This is a genomic window from Streptomyces odontotermitis, from assembly GCF_050510915.1.
Lineage (GTDB): Bacteria > Actinomycetota > Actinomycetes > Streptomycetales > Streptomycetaceae > Streptomyces.
The window spans coordinates 48,224-65,279 of record NZ_JBNJLS010000003.1; the positions used below are offsets into that span (position 1 = coordinate 48,224).

The following is a 17,056-nucleotide window of genomic DNA, read 5'->3' on the forward strand; positions in this document are numbered from 1 at the left end:
GCGACATGACGTGCGGGACATCTGGGGGCGACTCCCGGACGTCTACACGCCCGGGAGCCGCCGTCCAGGTCAGGCGGTACGGCGCCGCAGCACCCGGAAGGCCGCGTATGCCGCGAGGGCGGCGAGGGCCAGGACGATGCCGGTCTCCATGAACTGGATGTACCAGAAGTGGGAGCGGGGGTGGTAGTCCGCGTATGCCCGTACGGGGGCGTTGTCTGCGGGGCAGTGGAAGCCGGGCTGGGGCTTGGGCAGGCACTCTTCGGGCTGGAAGCGCTGGCCGGCGGCGTTCTCCACCCCTGACTCCGTGATGAACACGTCCCTGACGGGAGGGGCGATACTCAGGGTCGAGGGTTCCTTGGAGGTTTCCTTCACGGTGAATGTCTGAACCGGCAGCAGGCTCCAGCGCACGCTGCTGAGACCGAAGAGCACCGCGCCGGTGACCGCGCCGCTCAGGGCCATGGCGGGCACGACCCGGCGCACCATCAGCCCGGCCAGCGCGCCGACGGCCACCGCGAGCAGGCCGTACGCGACGAGGGCGGGCCCCGTCGCCTCGTACACTCCCCGGTCCGACCACTGCAGCACCTCGTTGTACGGGTCCTTGAAGGAGCTGAGCCGGAAGGCCCCCATGAAGGCGAGGGTCACGGCCGACGTCAGCAGGGCGGCCACGCCCAGCTTCGCGGTGAGCCAGAGCGTGGGCGATACCGACTGGGACCAGGCGAGGAGATGAGTGCGGGACTCCAGCTCGCGGCCGATCACGGGTCCGGCCACGAAGGCGCCGAGCAGGAGCGGCAGGAACAGCAGCACCTTGGAGTCGACGAGGGATGTGTTGGAGAACCACTGGTAGGCGCTGTCATAGCCCGAGCAGGCAACCGAGCCGTCGCTTTCGCAGTCCTGTCCGCCGCCGACGGAGTTCACCCAGCTCCGCAGTCCGCCGAGCAGCACGGCTGACGCGGCGGCGAGGGCGAGTCCGGTCCACAGGGCCGTTCGGTGCAGGCGCAGGGCGATCCAGGCGGAGCCGCGCAGGGCGAGGAGGTTCATGCCGTCACCACCCCGTTCTCACGCGGGAGTGCCGAGCTCGGGGTGAGCAGGGCGGGGGCCTCGGGGCACCGCAGATAGGTGAGCACCAGCTCCTCCAGGGAGGGCTCGATGATCTCCCAACGCCCCTGGTTCGGGGGTTTGTTGAGGTCTCCCGGCGGGCCGTCGGGTCGGATCAGCGCGCTCAGCCCCCGCCCCGTCGCCCGCGACTCGACGACGGTGTGCCGCGCCAGGTCGGCGAGCGGGCCCGGCCCGGTCACCAGGGCGTGCGCGTTGACCAGGTCGTCGATGCCGCCGCCGAGCAGGATCCGGCCGCCGGAGACGAGGAGCAAGTAGTCGCAGGAGTCCGCGAGTTCGCCGAGGATGTGCGAGGACATCACGACGGTCGTGCCGTGCCGCGCGGCCTCCGCCAGCAGCGCGCCCATGAGCCGGCGCCGGGCGAGCGGGTCCAGGTCGGCCATCGGCTCGTCCAGGAGCAGGAGTTCGGCCTTCTTGCCGAGCGCGAGGGCGAGGGCCACGAGGGTCCGGTGGCCGCCGGAGAGGGCGCGGACCCGGGTGTCCGGGTCGAGGTCGCCGCCCCGGATCACGCCCTCGGCGACGCTCATGTCCCAGTTGTCCGGGTTGAGTTCGGCGCCGAGACGGAGGGTCTCCGCGATGGTGAGCTGAGGGTAGAGCGGCTTGTCCTGGGCGACGTACGCGATGTGGCGGCGGGCGTGCGCCGGGGTGGTGCCGAGGGTGCTGAGGGTTCCCTCGGTGGGGCGGAGCCGACCGGACACGAGGCCCAACAGGGTGGACTTTCCCGACCCGTTGGGGCCGACGAGAGCGCAGATGCGGCCCAGCGGTAACCGGAAGGAACAGTCCTCCAGGGCGTTGGTGCGGCGGCGTCCGTACCTCTTGCTGAGGCCGGCCGCCTCGATGGCGGTGTGGCTCATGCGTGGTCCCCCTTTGGATCCCCCGATGTGAACTACTCGTCCCGCTTGCTGACGTGCTCGTTGCCGAACTGCTCCGTGCCGGAAGGGTCGTTGCCGAACTGCTCGTCCAGGACCGCCGCGAACAGCGCGGCCACGTCGTCCTTCTCCAGGCCCGCCGCCCGCGCCCGCTGGGCCCAGGCGGCGAGTTCCCCCCGCAGCGGCGAGTCCGCCGGTGCGCTGCCCAGCGTCCGGCGCACGAAGGTGCCGAGCCCGCGGCGGGCCTCGACCAGGCCGTCCCGCTCCAGCTCCCGGTACGCCTTCAGGACCGTGTTGGGGTTGATGGCCGTGGCCTCGACCACCTCGCGGGCCGTGGGCAGCCGGTCGCCCGGCGTCAACAGGCCCAGGCGCAGGGCCTGTTGGGTCTGCTGGACGATCTGGAGGTAGGTGGCGACGCCGCTGCGCCGGTCGATGCGGAACTCGATGTCGGGCACGGCCTTACACCACCCTTTCACTAATTGAGTAGTGAAAGGGTGGTGGGATGCGGCCGCGGCTGTCAAGGGGGGTGGTCGAAAGCCGAGTTGAGGGTCTTGTAGCCTCGGCCGCTCAGCATTGACGTGAACACGCGTCAGGCATGTGTTCGTGACATGTGACTTCGTGACATGTGACATGGGGCGACATGTGCCGGAACGCGCGAGATATCGGGGGATTTACCTTGTCCAGTTCCTTCAGCCGCCAGTCGCCCCTCATGAAGGTGGTCGTCCTCGTCATCGCGGCGGCCGTCGCGGGTGTGTGGTGGTACAACAGCCGCGGCAACACCACCGAGGCGGCCAAGAAAGACCCGAGCAACGTCGTGACGGCCGAGGTCGGCGACTGCCTTCAGAACAAGGGGTCGGACGGCGACCCGGACATGCAGAAGGCCGACTGCGACGGCAAGACGGCGGAGTTCAAGGTCGCGAGCAAGTTCGAGGCCGAGTGCAAGCCGGGCCAGTCGCACTACGAGGTGACGCGGCGCGGGCGGACGCAGTACGAGATGTGTCTGACGCCGATCGAGAAGTAGCGCCGGTCGAGAAGCGGCACATGACAACAGAGGGCGCGGAGTTCACCGGAACTCCGCGCCCTCAGCCGTACCGCCGCGCCCTACGACTCCGTCCGGTACATCAGGTCCGTCTCGTGCGTGACGAAGCCGAGGCGCTCGTACACGCTCACCGCCGCCTTGTTGTCCGCGTCCACGTACAGCATCGCCGTCGGCAGCCCCGCCTGTGCCAGGTGCCGCAGGCCGATCGTGGTCAGCGCCTTGCCCAGGCCGCCGCCCTGCGCGCCGGGCCTGACCCCGACCACGTACACCTCGCCGAGGCCCTCGTCGGCGTGCACCTTGGTCCAGTGGAAGCCCGCGATCTCGCCACCGTCCTCCCCGCCGTCCTCCCGTACGGCGAGGAAGAACCCGGCCGGGTCGAACCAGCTCTCCGCCTTGCGGTCGTCGAGGTCGCGCTGGGTGAGGGAGCCCTGTTCGGGGTGGTGGGCGAAGGCTTCCGCGTTCACCGCGAGCCAGGCCGCGTCGTCCTCGCCGGGGACGAACGTGCGGATGGTGATGCCCTCGGGCAGGACCGGGTCCGGCAGGTCGAGGTCGGTCAACGGGCGCCGCATCTGGCGCAGTTCACGGAACAGGCTGAGGCCAAGGACCTGGGCCAGGTGCCGGGCCGCCGAGTGCCCGCCGTGCGCCCACACCCGCAGCCGCCGCCCGGACTCGGCGAGCAGCGCGGTGCCCAGGGCCCGCCCGTGCCCGTGCCCCCGGTGCGCGGGGTGCACCACGAGCTCGGCGGCGGGCGCCTCGATCGGGTCGGTGTCCTCCAGCTGCGCGTAGCCGAGCAGCTCGTCGCCGACGTGCAGCAGCAGATGGCGTACTCCCTCCCTGGCGCCCCCGCGCAGCTGCAGCCGCCCCTGCTCGGAGACCGCCTGCTGGCCGTCGCTCCGGGCGGCGTCCGCGAGCAGCTTCAGGACGGCCTCGGACTGGTCCGGAGCGAGGGCGGCGAGGGTGTCGATGCGGCGCAGGATCGCGGGGGGCTTGTCCGGGGAGGCGGCGGCTGCCGTGGCGTCGTCAGTCATGGGACCGAGGGTACGGCGGAGTGGTCGGCGCCCGGGGAAACCGTGGAGGCTCCGCGGGCGCACTCGGGGGCGGCAGCCTGATGGCAACCGCCCCGTAACCCCGAACCCCCTGTCGCGCTACGCGCGTTGAATCTAGGCTGCGCACGCAGTCCCGTATGCCAGTCCCGTATGCCAGCCCCGTACGCCAGTCCCGTATGGCAGTCATGCCAGCCCACACAGACCCCAGGGGGACATGTGTCAGCCACACCACCGCCGCACCGCCGCAGACTCCGCCCCCGCACCTCGCGCCTGCTGGCCGCCGCGGCCGGGCTCGCCACGGTCGGGGCGCTGGCCGCGGCGCTGCCCGCGAACGCCGACGGCGCCCAGCGCCAGGGTGCCGCCGCGGCGAAGAAGCCCAGCCGCACCGTCGACCTCCAGCTGCTCTCCTTCAACGACTTCCACGGCAACCTCCAGCCCCCGGCCGGCTCCTCGGGCCAGGTCACGGAGAAGCAGCCGGACGGGACGCAGAAGAAGATCGACGCGGGCGGCGTGGAGTACCTCGCGTCGTCCCTGCGCAAGGCCCGCGAGGGCAAGAAGTACAGCGTCACCGCCGCCGCGGGCGACCTCATCGGCGCCAGCCCGCTGCTCTCCGGTCTCTTCCACGACGAGCCCACCGTCGAGGCCATGAACAAGCTGGGCCTGGACGTCACCAGCGTCGGCAACCACGAGTTCGACGAGGGTGCCAAGGAGCTGGCCCGGATCCAGAACGGCGGCTGCCACCCCAAGGACGGCTGTTTCGAGAAGGACAAGAACGGCAAGCCCAAGAAGTTCAAGGGCGCCGACTACCCGTATCTCGCGGCCAACGTCACCTCCGAGAAGACCGGCAAGCCCATCCTCAAGCCCTACACGGTGTGGAAGCACAAGGGCGTGAAGGTCGGCTTCATCGGCGTCACCCTGGAGGGCACGCCCGACATCGTCTCCGCCGACGGCGTCAAGGGCCTGAAGTTCCACGACGAGATCGAGACGGTCAACAAGTACGCAAAGATCCTCGACAAGCAGGGCGTGAAGTCGATCGTCACGCTGATCCACGAGGGCGGCTCCCCGGCCTCGCAGGACTACAACTACGACTGTGACTCCCCGGGCAGCGGCGACGGCATCTCCGGCCCCATCACCGCCATCGCCAAGGGCATCTCGCCGAAGGTCGACGCCCTGGTCACGGGCCACACCCACCAGGCGTACGTCTGCACCATCCCGGACCCCTCGGGCAAGCCCCGCATGGTGACCTCGGCCTCCTCCTACGGGAAGCTCTACACGGACACCACGCTCACGTACGACCGCAGGACCAAGGACATCGTCCGCACCAGCGTGAAGTCCGCGAACCACGTCGTCAGCCGCGAGCAGGCCAAGGCGCCCGACATGACCTCGCTCATCCAGCGCTGGGACAAGCTCGCAGCGCCGGTCGCCAACAAGCCGGTCGGCTACATCTCGGCGGACATCCCGGGGCGCGGCGCCGGTACGCCGGAGGAGCCGCTCGGCGACCTGATCGCGGACGCGCAGCTCGCCCACGCCAAGTCCCTCGACCCCGAGGCCGACCTGGCCCTGATGAACCCGGGCGGGATCCGCTCCGACCTGGTCCACAAGGCGAGCGGCAGCGAGGGCGACGGGGTGGTGACGTACGGGGAAGCCTTCACCGTGCAGCCGTTCAGCAACACCGTGAACCTCGTCGACCTCACCGGGGCGCAGCTCGTCACCGCGCTCAAGCAGCAGGTGAGCGGGGCGAACGAGGCATCCCCGAAGATCCTGCAGATCTCGGACGGGCTGACCTACACGCTCGACATGACCAAGTCCGGCGCGGACCGCGTGGTCACGGACTCGATCAAGCTGGGCGGCAAGGCGATCGATCCGGCGGCCACGTACCGTGTGGCGATGAACTCGTTCCTCGCGGGCGGCGGCGACGGCTTCGCGGAGCTCGGCAAGGGCACGAAGCCGCTGGTCGGTGCCGACGACCTGAAGGCGCTGGGCGACTACCTGACCGCCAACTCCTCGGCGGACAAGCCGATCGCGCCGCCGAAGGCGGACCGGATCACAATTGTCAGGTAGTGGCCGAAACCCTCTCTTACCGGGAGTAGGGCTTGGGGTGGGGTGTGAACGTGTGGTGAGATCGGCCGATGCGTTCCCCCCACCGCATAACCACGAAATCGCTTGATGATGTTCACGAAGTCAATCTCGAAGACACCTTCATAGCGGAACGGCCCTCCAACCCGTACGACGAGTTGGCCGCGCTCGCCCCCAACCCGCTGGACGAGTTCCTGCACGAGGAGCCGGAGAACACCGAGGACGCTCCCTGGGAGCCTCCGAACCACCGCCGCGGCAGCCGCCGCCGCAACCGCTTCGCGGGGCTCCCGCTCGCCGCGAAGGCCCTCGTCGCGGTCCTGGTCGCCGCCGCCTTCCTGGTCCTCGGCGACCGCTGGGCGCAGCTGTACGCCGAGCACAAGGCGGCCGAGAAGCTCAAGGACTCGCTGCACCTGAGCGCCGCGCCCGAGGTCGACATCGAGGGCTTCCCGTTCCTCACCCAGGTCTTCGACCAGCGCTTCGACAAGGTCTCGGTGACGGTCCCCGACGTCGCCGCCGACCGTGTCTCGCTCGCCAAGGTCTCCGCGACCGCCACCGACGTCCGCGTCAACGGCGACGGGCCGACCTCCCTCAAGGGCGCCGTCATCGGCGCGATGCGCGGCGAGGTACTGCTCTCCTTCGAGGACCTCAACCGCGAACTGGGCGCCTCCCAGGTCACGTTCACCGGCCACGGCCGCGACCAGGTCCTCGCCCGCGGCACCCTGCCCGTCGCCGGGCACGACCTGAAGGTGCGCGCCGACGCCCGCATCCAGCGCAACGGCGACCGCGGCATCTCCACCGACATCGGCCGCATGAGCCTCACCGTCGGCGACCTCGCCACCTACCGTCCCGGCACCCGCGAGTCCGAGGGCCTGCACCTCAGCAAGGACTCGGCGAACAGCCTGCTCAAGGAGACGAACAAGGCGAAGAAGCTGCTGTCCGTGCCGGCCGTGGTCAAGCGGCTCGGCCTGTCGGACTCGGTCGTCGAGGGCGCCCTGAACAGCGACGACAAGCTCAACGACCTCGTCGGCTCACCGAAGTTCGTGCACGACGTGATGAAGCTCAACCTCATCGACGTCGCGATGGCCCACCCCTGGCTCCTGGAGAAGCTGGGCCTCGACCCGGCCCTCCTCAAGGGCCTCTCCCAGCTCACCCGCCCCGAGCTCGCCGACCGCCTCACGCTCGCCTTCCAGCTCCCGAAGCTGCCCGGACCGGGCAACGTCGACCTGGAGGACGTGCGCGTGGAGAAGGACGGGATCCGGGTGAACCTGACGGGTTCGGGAATCGGTTTCGGCCACTGAGTGAGACGGTCTTACGGGGCCGGTCTCGCGGGGCCGGTGCCTGAGGCGCCCCCGCTCACGGTGCGTCGGGGGGCGGGGTCGCCGCCCCCGGCAGCCGGACCGTCGCCACCGTCCCGCCGCCGTCCGCCGCGGCCAGCGTCACCTCGCCGCCCGCCTGCCGCACCGTGCGCGCCACGATCGACAGGCCGAGCCCGGAGCCCGGCAGGCTGCGCGCGGACGGCGAGCGCCAGAACCGGTCGAAGACGTGCGGGAGTTCATCGGCGGGGATGCCGGGGCCGTGGTCGCGTACGGTCAGCGACCCGCCCTTGAGGGCGACCTCGACGGCGGTGCCGGGCGGCCCGAACTTCACCGCGTTGTCCAGGATGTTGACGACGGCCCGCTCCAGGGCGGCGGGCTCCGCGCGCACGTACCAGGGCGAGAGGTCCGCCTCGAAGGTCAGCTCGGGCCCGCGCAGCCGCGCCCGCTCCAGGGCCGCGTCCGCGATGTCGTGCAGCCCGATGACTTCGAGCGGCTTGCCGCCCGCGTGCCCGGCGTCCGAGCGGGACAGCTCCTGCAAGTCCCCGATCAGGGAGGCCAGTTCGGTCATCTGCGCCTTCACGGAGGCGAGCAGTGCCTTGCGGTCGTCGGGCGGAATGGCCCGGCCGGTCTCCTCGCTGCGGGCGAGCAGCTCGATGTTGGTGCGCAGGGAGGTGAGCGGCGTACGGAGCTCGTGGCCCGCGTCGGCGATGAGCTGCTGCTGGAGGTCGCGCGAGGAGGCCAGCGCGGAGGTCATCGCGTTGAAGGACCGCGAGAGCCGGGCGATCTCGTCGTCGCTGTCGTCGTCGGTGGGGATGCGGAGGCTCAAGTCCTCGGTGCGGGCGACGTGTTCGACGGCCTGGGTGAGCTGGTCCACGGGGCGGAGTCCGGTGCGGGCGACCCAGAGGCCGGCGGCGCCGGCGCCGAGGACGCCGATGCCGGCGACGGCGGTGAGCAGCCAGGCGAGCTTGTTGAGGGGTTCGTCGATTTCGGAGAGGGGGCGGGAGAGGGAGACCGTGTAGCCGCTGTTCGGGTCCAGTTTCGTCAGCACGCGCACCGGGGTGCCATCATCGGTCTTGCCGTCGTGGATGACCTGGTCCACACGGTGCCGGGCCACGCGCATGTCGCCGTTCTCGATCACGACAGGGGTCGAGTCGCGGGCCACGCACCTCGTCCCGTTCGAGTCGATGACCTGCACGAAAACGGTGGTCGTGCCGGGCGCGGTGGTCCGGGCGTTGGGCACGCGGACGCCGTCGGTGCAGACCGTTGCTGTGTCTTCAATGTAGGCGCGGCTCACAGTGAGACTCCGCAACGAGTCATCCATCTGATCCTGCAACTGCGCCCGCGTCAGCAACCAGCAAGCCACCGCACTGGCAGCGACCGCCACCGCGACAGCCGTGGCCACCAGCAACGCCAAGCGCGAGCGGATCGGCAGCCCGCGGAAGCGCCGTACGAGGCCGCTCACTCGCCGCCCCGCAGCACGTACCCCACGCCCCGCACGGTGTGCACGAGCCGCGGTTCGCCGCCCGCCTCCGTCTTCCTGCGCAGGTACATCACGTACACATCAAGGGAGTTGGAGGACGGCTCGAAGTCGAAGCCCCACACGGCCTTCAGGATCTGCTCGCGGGTCAGGACCTGGCGCGGGTGCGCGAGGAACATCTCAAGGAGCGTGAACTCCGTGCGGGTCAGCTCGACCGTGCGCGGCCCGCGCGTGACCTCGCGGGTCGCCAGGTCCATGCGCAGGTCCGCGAAGGACAGCGTGTCGCCCTCGGCCGCCTGCCCGGCCCCGGCCGCGTACGAGCTGCGCCGCAGCAGCGCACGGATCCGGGCGAACAGCTCGTCCAGCTCAAAGGGTTTGACCAGGTAGTCGTCGGCGCCCGCGTCGAGTCCCGTGACGCGGTCGCCGACGGTGTCCCGCGCGGTCAGCATCAGGATCGGCGTGGTCGAGCCGGTGGCGCGCAGCCGCCGGGCCGCGGTGAGGCCGTCCATGCGGGGCATCTGGATGTCGAGCACGACCAGGTCGGGCTTGTAGTCGGCGGCCTTCTCCAGGGCGTCGGCGCCGTCCACGGCGACCTCCGTCCCGTATCCCTCGAAGGCGAGGCTGCGCTGGAGCGCCTCCCGCACCGCGGGTTCGTCGTCGACGATCAGGATGCGCTGGGGCTCGCGGTCGCGGTCGCCTTCGGGGCTCATGGTCTCTTCGCTCGGCTTTCTCGGATGCGGGGCGGGTACGGGGGCCGGTATCGGCCGGTATCAGCCTCGCACGCGCGCGCGTGGAGCGCGGCGGTTGGCGCCGGTGCGGGGGCGGCCGGTGCCCGGTGCGGCGGCCGCCACCTCGGGGGCCCTGGCGGCGGCCGCCGCACCGTGCAGCTCTTCGGCGACCGCGAGCGGGAGCCCGAGGCCCGCCGGGTCGGTGGCGGGGCGGCCACCCCAGCCGAGGGAGATGGCGAGGGCGTGCCGGACGCGGTTGATGCGGACGCGGTTGAGGGTGAGGGTGGCGGACATGGCGGCCTCCTGCGAGTCGTACGGGGGAGGGGAGCCCGGTGAGCTCCCGGAGCTAGTTCTTGACGCCGTCCCGCAGGTCGGCGAGGTCGGCCTTGACGGTGTTGACCGGGATGGCGAAGCCGAGGCCGACGCTGCCGGAGCCGGATCCGCCGCCGCTCTGCTGGGACGAACTGGGCGAGTACATCGCGGAGTTGATGCCGATGATGTTGCCGTTCATGTCGATGAGGGCGCCGCCGGAGTTGCCCGGGTTGAGCGAGGCGTCGGTCTGCAGCGCCTTGTACGTGGTCTTCGAGGAGCCGGTGTCGCCGTTGAACTGCTCGCCGCCGTACTCGAACGGCCAGCCGCCCCCGCCGCCCTGCTGCTGTTGCTGCTGGCCGCCGTCCGTGGAGACGGTGACGTCGCGGTCGAGCGCGGAGATGATGCCGCTGGTGACGGTGCCGGTCAGGCCCTCGGGCGAGCCGATCGCCACGACCTGGTCGCCGACCTTGACGTTGTCGGAGTCGCCGAGGCTCGCCGCCTTCAGGCCGGAGGCGCCCTCCAGCTTGATGAGGGCGAGGTCCTTCTTGCTGTCGGTGCCGACGACCTTCGCGTTGTAGGTCTTGCCGTCGTTCGTCCGCACCTTCACGTTCGAGGCGCCGGATATGACGTGGTTGTTGGTGATGATCTCGCCGTCGCCCGTGATGATCACGCCGGAGCCGGTCGACTTGCCCTGCCCGGACGTCGCGCTGATCTCGACGATGCTCGGCGAGACGGCCTGGGCGACGCCGGAGACGGTGCCGCGCTGGCTGGTCGGCACGACGTTGGTGCCGGACCCGCTCGTGGAGCCGGACTTGCCGGTCAGCTCCTGCACGGCGTACGCGGTGCCGCCGCCGACCGCGGCCGCGGCGAGCGCGACGGCGGCGAGGAGCGCGACCGGCCCCTTCGCGCGGCGCCGGTGCCCGGGAGTCTCCGGTGCGTACGGGGGCGGGGGAGGGTACGCACCCTGCGTACCGCCGTGGTGCACAGTGCCGGGGAACTGCTGCGTGGGGTACTCGCCGTCGCGGCGGAAGCTCTCGGTCATGTCTCAGAGCGTGTCCGCCGTACATGAGAGCTGCCTGAGTACGTCCTGAGAAGCCCAGCAGAACCCCGTATGCCCGATATAAAGCCGCCTCGGGCGGCCTCAAGGAGTCAGGGAATCCGGCGGGTCAGGCGCAGCCGCAGGACTGGCGCACCACGAGCCGCGAGGGGAACAGCTTGAGCCGCTCGCGCCGGGACCCGGCCACCCGGAGGCCGTCGTCGAGGACCAGGTCGACGGCGGCGCGCGCCATCGCGGGCCGGTCCGAGGCGACCGTGGTCAGCGGCGGATCGGTGAGACCCGCCTCCTTCACGTCGTCGAAGCCGGCGACCGCCAGCTCGCCCGGCACGTCGATGCGCAGCTCGCGCGCGGCCCGCAGGACGCCGATCGCCTGGTCGTCGGTGGAGCAGAAGATCGCGGTGGGCCGGTCGGGGCCCTCGAGGATGCCGAGCGCCACGCGGTAGGCGTCGTAGCGGTTGTACGGGGCCTCGAAGAGCAGCCCCTCGGTGGACCGACCGGCCTCCTCCATCGCGCGCCGCCAGCCCTCGACGTGGTCGGAGACCGGGTCGCCGACGGAGGGGGTGTCCGCGGTGCCGCCGAGGCAGGCCACGAACCGGTGGCCGTGTTCCAGGAGATGCCGGGTGGCGAGCTGGGCGCCGCCGAGGTCGTCGGTGACGACCGCGACGTCGTCGATCGCCTCGGGCCGCTCGTGCAGCAGGACCACACGGGCGTCCCAGGCGTCGATCTCGGCGGCGGCCAGGTCGTTCAGGCCGTGGCTGACGAGGATGAGGCCGGAGACGCGCATGCCCAGGAAGGCGCGGAGGTAGTGGACCTCGCGCTCCTCCACATAGTCGGAGTTGCCGACGAGGACCATCTTTCCGCGCTCGGACGCGGCCTGTTCGACCGCGTGCGCCATCTCCGCGAAGAAGGGCTGGCGCGCGTCCGGCACGATCATGGCTATGAGGTCGGTCCGCCGCGAGGCCATGGCCTGGGCGACCCGGTCGGGCCGGTAGCCCAGCTCCTTGATGGCGGCGAGCACCCGCTCGCGCGTGGCCGGGGCGACCGGCCGGGGTCCGTTGTTGATGACATAACTGACGACCGCGGTCGAAGTCCCCGCCAGTCGCGCCACATCGTCCCGCGTCACCTTGGCCACGCGCGCAGTCTACGCGGGTCGAGCTACCTCTCAGCAGCCCTTACGGCGGCCTCCTTGCGGGCAGGTACGGGCGCCGAAGAGGGCTGCTTGGCCGGTTGCCTGGTGGTTTCAGCCGCTTCGTTCCGCTCGTCCTCGGTCCTCGGGGACGCGGCCTTCGCCGCCTTCTCGTCGGCCTCGCGGTCGACCTTCTCCGGGACGACGAAGCGGTAACCGACGTTGCGGACGGTGCCGATGAGCGACTCGTGCTCGACGCCGAGCTTGGCGCGCAGTCGTCGCACGTGGACGTCGACCGTGCGCGTGCCGCCGAAGTAGTCGTAGCCCCAGACCTCCTGGAGCAACTGGGCCCGCGTGAACACGCGTCCGGGGTGCTGCGCCAGGTACTTGAGGAGTTCGAACTCCTTGAAGGTCAGGTCCAGGACCCGGCCCTTGAGCTTGGCGGAGTAGGTGGCCTCGTCGACCGAGAGGTCGCCGTTGCGGATCTCCATGGGGGAGTCGTCGACGGCGCCCTGCTGGCGGCCCACGGCCAGCCGGAGGCGGGCCTCGACCTCGGCGGGGCCCGCGGTGTCGAGCAGCACGTCGTCCACGCCCCAGTCGGCGGTGACCGCCGCGAGGCCGCCCTCCGTCACGACGAGGAGCAGCGGACAGCCGGGCCCGGTGGAGCGCAGGAGCTGGCAGAGGCTGCGGACCTGGGGAAGGTCGCGCCGCCCGTCGATCAGGATGACGTCGGCACCCGGGGTGTCGACGAGAGCGGGGCCCTCGGCGGGGGCGACCCGCACGTTGTGCAGCAGCAGGCCGAGAGCGGGGAGCACCTCCGTCGACGGCTGAAGGGCGTTCGTGAGGAGCAGCAACGAACTCATCGCGCCCCGCCCCCAAGCTCTCGAACGAGCTCGAGCAGGGGGTACCCCCGGCCTGGGTCTGTCCTACGTGTGTGCACGGTTCGCTCGCCCATAACGTCTGGTTCCTCCTCGGTCCCTGCGAGGACGTTTGCGGCACTGCTTCGTACTGCTGGCACTTCTTTCCACTCTCGCGCCCGGAGAGCGTCGTGGCCTCAGGAACGCAACGCTCCTGAAAGCACGAAAGGACCCGGGGGCTTCGCTGCCCGGATCCTCTGCCGAGCAGAATAGCCCACATGACTTCCCCTCCGGCAGGCCAAAAAGGACCTTCCGCTGTGCAGCCGATCACGCCAGTTGAGCGGAGAGTCACCCCGCGTTCAACTCTCCGTACGCAGGACGGGGTAGCGATCGACGCCGCGTACCACCCCGGATCCGCCCCTTCGGGGGACGTCGCGATCGTGCTCGCGCACGGCTTCACCGGGGACCTCGACCGGCCCCACGTGCGCCGGGCGGCGGGGGTGTTCGCGCAGCACGCGGCCGTGATCACGTTCTCGTTCCGGGGGCACGGGGCCTCCGGGGGGCGGTCCACGGTCGGGGACCGGGAGGTGCTCGATCTGGCGGCCGCCGTGGAGTGGGCACGTTCGTTCGGGCATGCACACGTGGTGACGGTCGGCTTCTCGATGGGCGGCTCCGTGGTGCTGCGGCACGCGGCGTTGCACAGGGGGCGCACGGAAGCGCGGGCCGACGCGGTGGTCGCGGTCAGTGCCCCGGCCCGCTGGTACTACCGCGGGACCGCTCCGATGAGGCGCCTGCACTGGCTGGTGACGCGCCCCGCGGGCCGGGTCGTCGGCCGCCTCGGCCTGCGCACCCGTATCCATCCGCATGAGTGGGACCCGGTCCCGCTCTCGCCCGTCGAGTCGGTCCCGCTGATCGCGCCGACGCCCCTGCTGATCGTGCACGGCGACCGCGACCCGTACTTCCCGGTCGACCACCCGCGGATGCTCGCCGAGGCGGCGGCGGGCGGCGCCGAGCTGTGGCTGGAGAGCGGCATGGGGCACGCGGAGCACGCGGCGGACGACGCGTTGCTGGGTCGGATCGCGAATTGGGCCACTTCATCCGCGGGCTAGCCTTGTCAACCGCAACCACTCATTGAGGAACCACAGCGGCGAAGTACCACGGCCGCGAGAGCGGCGGCGGTTCAGCCGCAAAGAAGGGCAGGTCGCGAGAGATGGTCAACGGGACGATCCGTTACTGGGCCGCGGCCAAGGCGGCCGCGGGGGTCGCCGAGGAGCCGTACGCCGCGGCCACGCTCGCGGAGGCGCTCGCCGCCGCGCGCGACGCCCACCCGGGGGAGCTGGTCCGCGTACTGCAGCGGTGCTCGTTCCTCGTCGACGGCGACCCCGTGGGTACCCGGGGACATGAGACGGTACGGCTGGCCGAGGGCGGCACGGTCGAGGTGCTCCCGCCGTTCGCAGGAGGGTGAGCGCGAGCATGAGCGATCAGCAGCGATACGAGGGGTACGACGGGTACGACCCGTACCAGCAGCAACAGCAACAGCAGCAGTACCCGTATCCGGGTGAGGCCCAGCAGCAGCCCGTGTACCCGGACCCGCAGCAGTACCAGCAGCCCCAACAGGCTTATCCGCAGCAGCAGTTCACCCAGCAGTGGGAGGGCCAGACCTGGGAGACCCAGGTGCAGCCGCCGCCCGCGCCCGCGGCGAACCTGACCGAGACGGCCTACCTCCCGCCCCAGTCCCCGGTCGACTACGGCGCGCAGCAGCAGCCCGAATACGGCGCCCGGCCACTGCCGCCCGAGACCCCCGCCGCGGCGTCGTACGACGGATACAACGGATACGACGGATACGCGCAGCAGGAGCCCCAGCCCCAGCACCAGTACCAGGCGTCGCCACCGGACCCCGTACCGGCACCGGCACCGGCACCGGCACCCGCACCTACGCCCGCCCCCGTGCAGGAGCCCGCCTCCGACGACGGTCCCGGCTACGGCCCCGCCACCACCACCGGCAACCCCCGCGTCACCGACGCCCAGCGCGCCCGCGCCGAGGGCCGCTCGCCGATCATCGAGCCGGGCATCCAGCCCGCCGCGCTCACCGCGCTGCTCGGCCTGCTGCTCGCGGGCGGCGCCGCCGTCGGCTCGTACGCGCTGCTCGTCCCGCTGGTGATCCTCCAGGCCGTCACGGCCGCGGGCTGGTTCCGGCTCAACGGGATGTGGCCCGCTCGGCAGGGCATCGCGCTCGCCTTCCTCGGCGGCGCCGTCGCGGACGCCGCCCTGCTCGCCACCGGCAAGGAGCACGCGCCCGCCGCGATCCTCGGCACCCTCGGCGTCTGGGTCCTGCTCGTCGTCGTGCTCCAGCTGCGCAGCCGGGCCGGGGCCGACGAGCGGATGTACGGGCTCATGGCCACCGTCGCCTCGTCCGCCCTGGCGATCATCGCGGCCGGGCACCTCGCCGCCGCGGACGACGCCGTGACGGTCGGCGCGGTCGCCGTCGGCGTCGCCGTGCTCGCGCGGGCCCTGCCGCTGCCGACGCCCGCCTCCGTCGTGGTGGCGCTGCTCGCCGCCGCCGGGGCCGGGATCGCCGTCGGCGGGATGACCGGCCTCGGCAGCAAGGGCGCCCTGCTCGGGCTCGGCGCCGGGGTCTGCGCGCTGATCGGCCACCGCGTCGCCAGCTATGACTACCCGTCGCGCTTCGTCCACATGACCGCGGGCGTCGCCCTCCCGCTGGCCGCCGCCGCGCCCGCCGTCTACGTGCTGGGCCGGGCCATCGGCTGACCCGCGCCCCGACGGTCGCTGACCGATCGTCACAGCTGATCGACGGATCCCCGGCCGGGCGTCTCGGCCGGGGATCCGTCATTTAGGCTCACGGCAACGTCTGTTGAGGTGGGGGAACACCGTGAGCTCGCGCGCATTGCGAATACTTCTGATCGTCGTCGTGATCCTGGGGGGTCTGTTCGTGGCGGCCGACCGGATCGCCGTGTCCTTCGCCGAGGACGAGGCGGCGGACAAGCTGAAGTCCAGTGAGGGCCTGGCCGAGACGCCCGACGTCTCCATCAAGGGCTTCCCGTTCCTGACCCAGGTCGTCGGCGGGGAGCTCGACGACGTCGAGGTCGGCATCAAGAACTACGAGGCCAAGTCGGGCTCCGACGCCATCCGCATCGACGACCTCCAGGCCCACATGAAGGGCGTGAAGTTCTCCGGCGACTACAGCTCCGCCACCGCCAAGTCGGCCGACGGCAGCGCCCTGGTCTCCTACGACGAACTCCTGAAGGCGTCGAAGGACGAGCCGGTCCCGTTCCAGGTCGAGATCCTCGGCAAGCCGGTGTCGGCGACGGCCAAGGTGGTCTCCCTCGCCGACGGCGGCAACGGCAAGATCAAGGTGGGCGTGCAGGTCAGCAAGGGCGGCCAGACCCTGCCGAAGCCGCTGTACGTGGTGAGTTCGGTCCGCGTCGAGGGCGACACGATCAAGGCCCACGCCGACGACATCCCGAAGAGCTTCACGATCCTCGGCGCCGCGATCCCGCTGCCCGAGGGCACGATCCGGGGCGTCACCGACTTCGAGCAGAAGATCGACGACCTGCCGGCCGGGATCAAGCTGGAGAAGGTCGAGGGCGCCGAGAACGGCGTGAACATGTCCGTGACGGGCGAGAACGTGAGCCTGACGGGCTGAGCCCGACCGGTACGGGGCCTCGTCCGCAGTACGAGACGGGGGCGTCCGGCGAGCGGATGTGACGGGGACTACACCGGGTGCGAGGGGCGGCGGAAGCCGCCCCTTTCGCCATCTCGTCCCGGATCGTGGACGATCGCGTCTCAGTATCCGGAGCCCCGGTGACATGTCGGCCCCGGCATCCCTACGATCGGTCGCATGCAACGACAGGCGGATCTCACGAAGCGGCGGGCAGTAGACCTGTGCCGCGTCGCCGCCATGCTCTGTCGTACTGCCTGAGCGGGAGTCTCAACCCCCGCTTCCCGCAGGCCCCTCGAGCGCGACTCGGGGCCCTCCCGCGCACCGCGCACCCCCCTATTTCGCATGCCCCGCCGTAACT

Annotated in this window: 18 protein-coding genes; 8 read left to right on the plus strand and 10 right to left on the minus strand. The window is 71.2% G+C overall.

The window, feature by feature from the left end:
* Positions 1–69: 69 nt before the first annotated feature.
* From ACQB60_RS10940 to ACQB60_RS10950, 3 genes are read right to left on the minus strand one after another with little or no spacing between them, the layout of a single operon-like run.
* Positions 70–1,038 carry an ABC-2 membrane transporter-related protein gene (locus tag ACQB60_RS10940; RefSeq protein WP_496925713.1) on the minus strand — a complete coding sequence of 323 codons (969 nt, stop codon included), beginning with the start codon at positions 1,036–1,038 and terminating at the stop codon, positions 70–72.
* Positions 1,035–1,967, minus strand: a complete 933-nt coding sequence (locus ACQB60_RS10945; protein ID WP_496925714.1) for an ABC transporter ATP-binding protein — start codon at positions 1,965–1,967, stop codon at positions 1,035–1,037. Before ACQB60_RS10945 ends, ACQB60_RS10940 begins: the two co-directional genes overlap by 4 nt.
* A gap of 32 nt (positions 1,968–1,999) precedes the next feature.
* Positions 2,000–2,437: a GntR family transcriptional regulator gene (locus ACQB60_RS10950; RefSeq protein ID WP_496925715.1), complete on the minus strand. Its 438-nt coding sequence runs from the start codon at positions 2,435–2,437 to the stop codon at positions 2,000–2,002.
* A 221-nt stretch (positions 2,438–2,658) separates the two neighbouring features.
* Between ACQB60_RS10950 and ACQB60_RS10955 the strand changes: the two genes are divergently transcribed.
* A complete protein-coding gene (locus tag ACQB60_RS10955) occupies positions 2,659–3,003 on the plus strand; it encodes an LppU/SCO3897 family protein (protein ID WP_496925716.1) in 345 nt (114 codons plus the stop codon).
* 80 nt (positions 3,004–3,083) lie between these two features.
* Here the strand turns inward: ACQB60_RS10955 and mshD are convergent, their stop codons facing one another.
* Complete coding sequence (mshD, locus tag ACQB60_RS10960) at positions 3,084–4,049, minus strand: mycothiol synthase (protein WP_496925717.1); 966 nt, start codon at positions 4,047–4,049, stop codon at positions 3,084–3,086.
* A 234-nt stretch (positions 4,050–4,283) separates the two neighbouring features.
* Here mshD and ACQB60_RS10965 point away from each other — a divergent pair, with 234 nt between their 5' ends.
* Together ACQB60_RS10965 and ACQB60_RS10970 are read left to right on the plus strand one after the other, a co-directional pair.
* Positions 4,284–6,128 carry a bifunctional metallophosphatase/5'-nucleotidase gene (locus tag ACQB60_RS10965; RefSeq protein ID WP_496925718.1) on the plus strand — a complete coding sequence of 615 codons (1,845 nt, stop codon included), beginning with the start codon at positions 4,284–4,286 and terminating at the stop codon, positions 6,126–6,128.
* 68 nt (positions 6,129–6,196) lie between these two features.
* Positions 6,197–7,441, plus strand: coding sequence for an LmeA family phospholipid-binding protein (locus ACQB60_RS10970; RefSeq protein WP_496925719.1), 1,245 nt, complete (start codon positions 6,197–6,199; stop codon positions 7,439–7,441).
* 55 nt (positions 7,442–7,496) lie between these two features.
* Here ACQB60_RS10970 and ACQB60_RS10975 read toward each other — a convergent pair whose 3' ends face one another.
* The 6 genes from ACQB60_RS10975 to ACQB60_RS11000 form a co-directional block, all read right to left on the minus strand.
* Positions 7,497–8,921, minus strand: coding sequence for a sensor histidine kinase (locus ACQB60_RS10975; protein ID WP_496925720.1), 1,425 nt, complete (start codon positions 8,919–8,921; stop codon positions 7,497–7,499).
* Positions 8,918–9,646, minus strand: coding sequence for a response regulator transcription factor (locus ACQB60_RS10980; protein ID WP_496925721.1), 729 nt, complete (start codon positions 9,644–9,646; stop codon positions 8,918–8,920). Before ACQB60_RS10980 ends, ACQB60_RS10975 begins: the two co-directional genes overlap by 4 nt.
* A 60-nt stretch (positions 9,647–9,706) precedes the next feature.
* A complete protein-coding gene (locus ACQB60_RS10985) occupies positions 9,707–9,958 on the minus strand; it encodes a hypothetical protein (RefSeq protein ID WP_496925722.1) in 252 nt (83 codons plus the stop codon).
* A 52-nt stretch (positions 9,959–10,010) separates the two neighbouring features.
* Positions 10,011–11,018, minus strand: a complete 1,008-nt coding sequence (locus ACQB60_RS10990; protein WP_496925723.1) for a S1C family serine protease — start codon at positions 11,016–11,018, stop codon at positions 10,011–10,013.
* A gap of 124 nt (positions 11,019–11,142) precedes the next feature.
* Positions 11,143–12,165, minus strand: coding sequence for a LacI family DNA-binding transcriptional regulator (locus tag ACQB60_RS10995; RefSeq protein ID WP_384849178.1), 1,023 nt, complete (start codon positions 12,163–12,165; stop codon positions 11,143–11,145).
* A gap of 23 nt (positions 12,166–12,188) precedes the next feature.
* Positions 12,189–13,022 (minus strand): response regulator transcription factor, encoded by an 834-nt coding sequence (locus tag ACQB60_RS11000; protein WP_496925724.1) that lies wholly within the window; start codon positions 13,020–13,022, stop codon positions 12,189–12,191.
* 272 nt (positions 13,023–13,294) lie between these two features.
* Between ACQB60_RS11000 and ACQB60_RS11005 the strand changes: the two genes are divergently transcribed.
* The 5 genes from ACQB60_RS11005 to ACQB60_RS11025 all read left to right on the plus strand — a co-directional run bounded on the left by ACQB60_RS11005 (position 13,295) and on the right by ACQB60_RS11025 (position 16,956).
* Positions 13,295–14,125, plus strand: coding sequence for an alpha/beta hydrolase (locus ACQB60_RS11005; protein ID WP_496925725.1), 831 nt, complete (start codon positions 13,295–13,297; stop codon positions 14,123–14,125).
* A 101-nt stretch (positions 14,126–14,226) separates the two neighbouring features.
* The gene (locus ACQB60_RS11010; RefSeq protein ID WP_384849187.1) at positions 14,227–14,481 is read left to right on the plus strand and encodes a MoaD/ThiS family protein; all 255 of its coding nucleotides are present in this window, start codon (positions 14,227–14,229) and stop codon (positions 14,479–14,481) included.
* Positions 14,482–14,489: 8 nt separating this feature from the next.
* The gene (locus ACQB60_RS11015; RefSeq protein WP_496925726.1) at positions 14,490–15,785 is read left to right on the plus strand and encodes a hypothetical protein; all 1,296 of its coding nucleotides are present in this window, start codon (positions 14,490–14,492) and stop codon (positions 15,783–15,785) included.
* A 136-nt stretch (positions 15,786–15,921) separates the two neighbouring features.
* Complete coding sequence (locus ACQB60_RS11020; RefSeq protein ID WP_496925727.1) at positions 15,922–16,680, plus strand: LmeA family phospholipid-binding protein; 759 nt, start codon at positions 15,922–15,924, stop codon at positions 16,678–16,680.
* Positions 16,681–16,875: 195 nt separating this feature from the next.
* On the plus strand, positions 16,876–16,956 hold the full coding sequence (locus ACQB60_RS11025; protein WP_496926159.1) for a putative leader peptide: 81 nt from the start codon (positions 16,876–16,878) through the stop codon (positions 16,954–16,956).
* Positions 16,957–17,056 lie beyond the last annotated feature (100 nt).

Bases quoted from the DNA above. Each gene is read 5' to 3' on its own strand.
- ACQB60_RS10940 (WP_496925713.1), bottom strand. From the start codon at position 1,038: ATGAACCTCCTCGCCCTGCGCGGCTCCGCCTGGATCGCCCTGCGCCTG.
- ACQB60_RS10945 (WP_496925714.1), bottom strand. From the start codon at position 1,967: ATGAGCCACACCGCCATCGAGGCGGCCGGCCTCAGCAAGAGGTACGGA.
- mshD (WP_496925717.1), bottom strand. From the start codon at position 4,049: ATGACTGACGACGCCACGGCAGCCGCCGCCTCCCCGGACAAGCCCCCC.
- ACQB60_RS10970 (WP_496925719.1), top strand. From the start codon at position 6,197: ATGCGTTCCCCCCACCGCATAACCACGAAATCGCTTGATGATGTTCAC.
- ACQB60_RS10980 (WP_496925721.1), bottom strand. From the start codon at position 9,646: ATGAGCCCCGAAGGCGACCGCGACCGCGAGCCCCAGCGCATCCTGATC.
- ACQB60_RS10985 (WP_496925722.1), bottom strand. From the start codon at position 9,958: ATGTCCGCCACCCTCACCCTCAACCGCGTCCGCATCAACCGCGTCCGG.
- ACQB60_RS10990 (WP_496925723.1), bottom strand. From the start codon at position 11,018: ATGACCGAGAGCTTCCGCCGCGACGGCGAGTACCCCACGCAGCAGTTC.
- ACQB60_RS11000 (WP_496925724.1), bottom strand. From the start codon at position 13,022: ATGAGTTCGTTGCTGCTCCTCACGAACGCCCTTCAGCCGTCGACGGAG.
- ACQB60_RS11005 (WP_496925725.1), top strand. From the start codon at position 13,295: ATGACTTCCCCTCCGGCAGGCCAAAAAGGACCTTCCGCTGTGCAGCCG.
- ACQB60_RS11010 (WP_384849187.1), top strand. From the start codon at position 14,227: ATGGTCAACGGGACGATCCGTTACTGGGCCGCGGCCAAGGCGGCCGCG.
- ACQB60_RS11015 (WP_496925726.1), top strand. From the start codon at position 14,490: ATGAGCGATCAGCAGCGATACGAGGGGTACGACGGGTACGACCCGTAC.
- ACQB60_RS11025 (WP_496926159.1), top strand. From the start codon at position 16,876: ATGCAACGACAGGCGGATCTCACGAAGCGGCGGGCAGTAGACCTGTGC.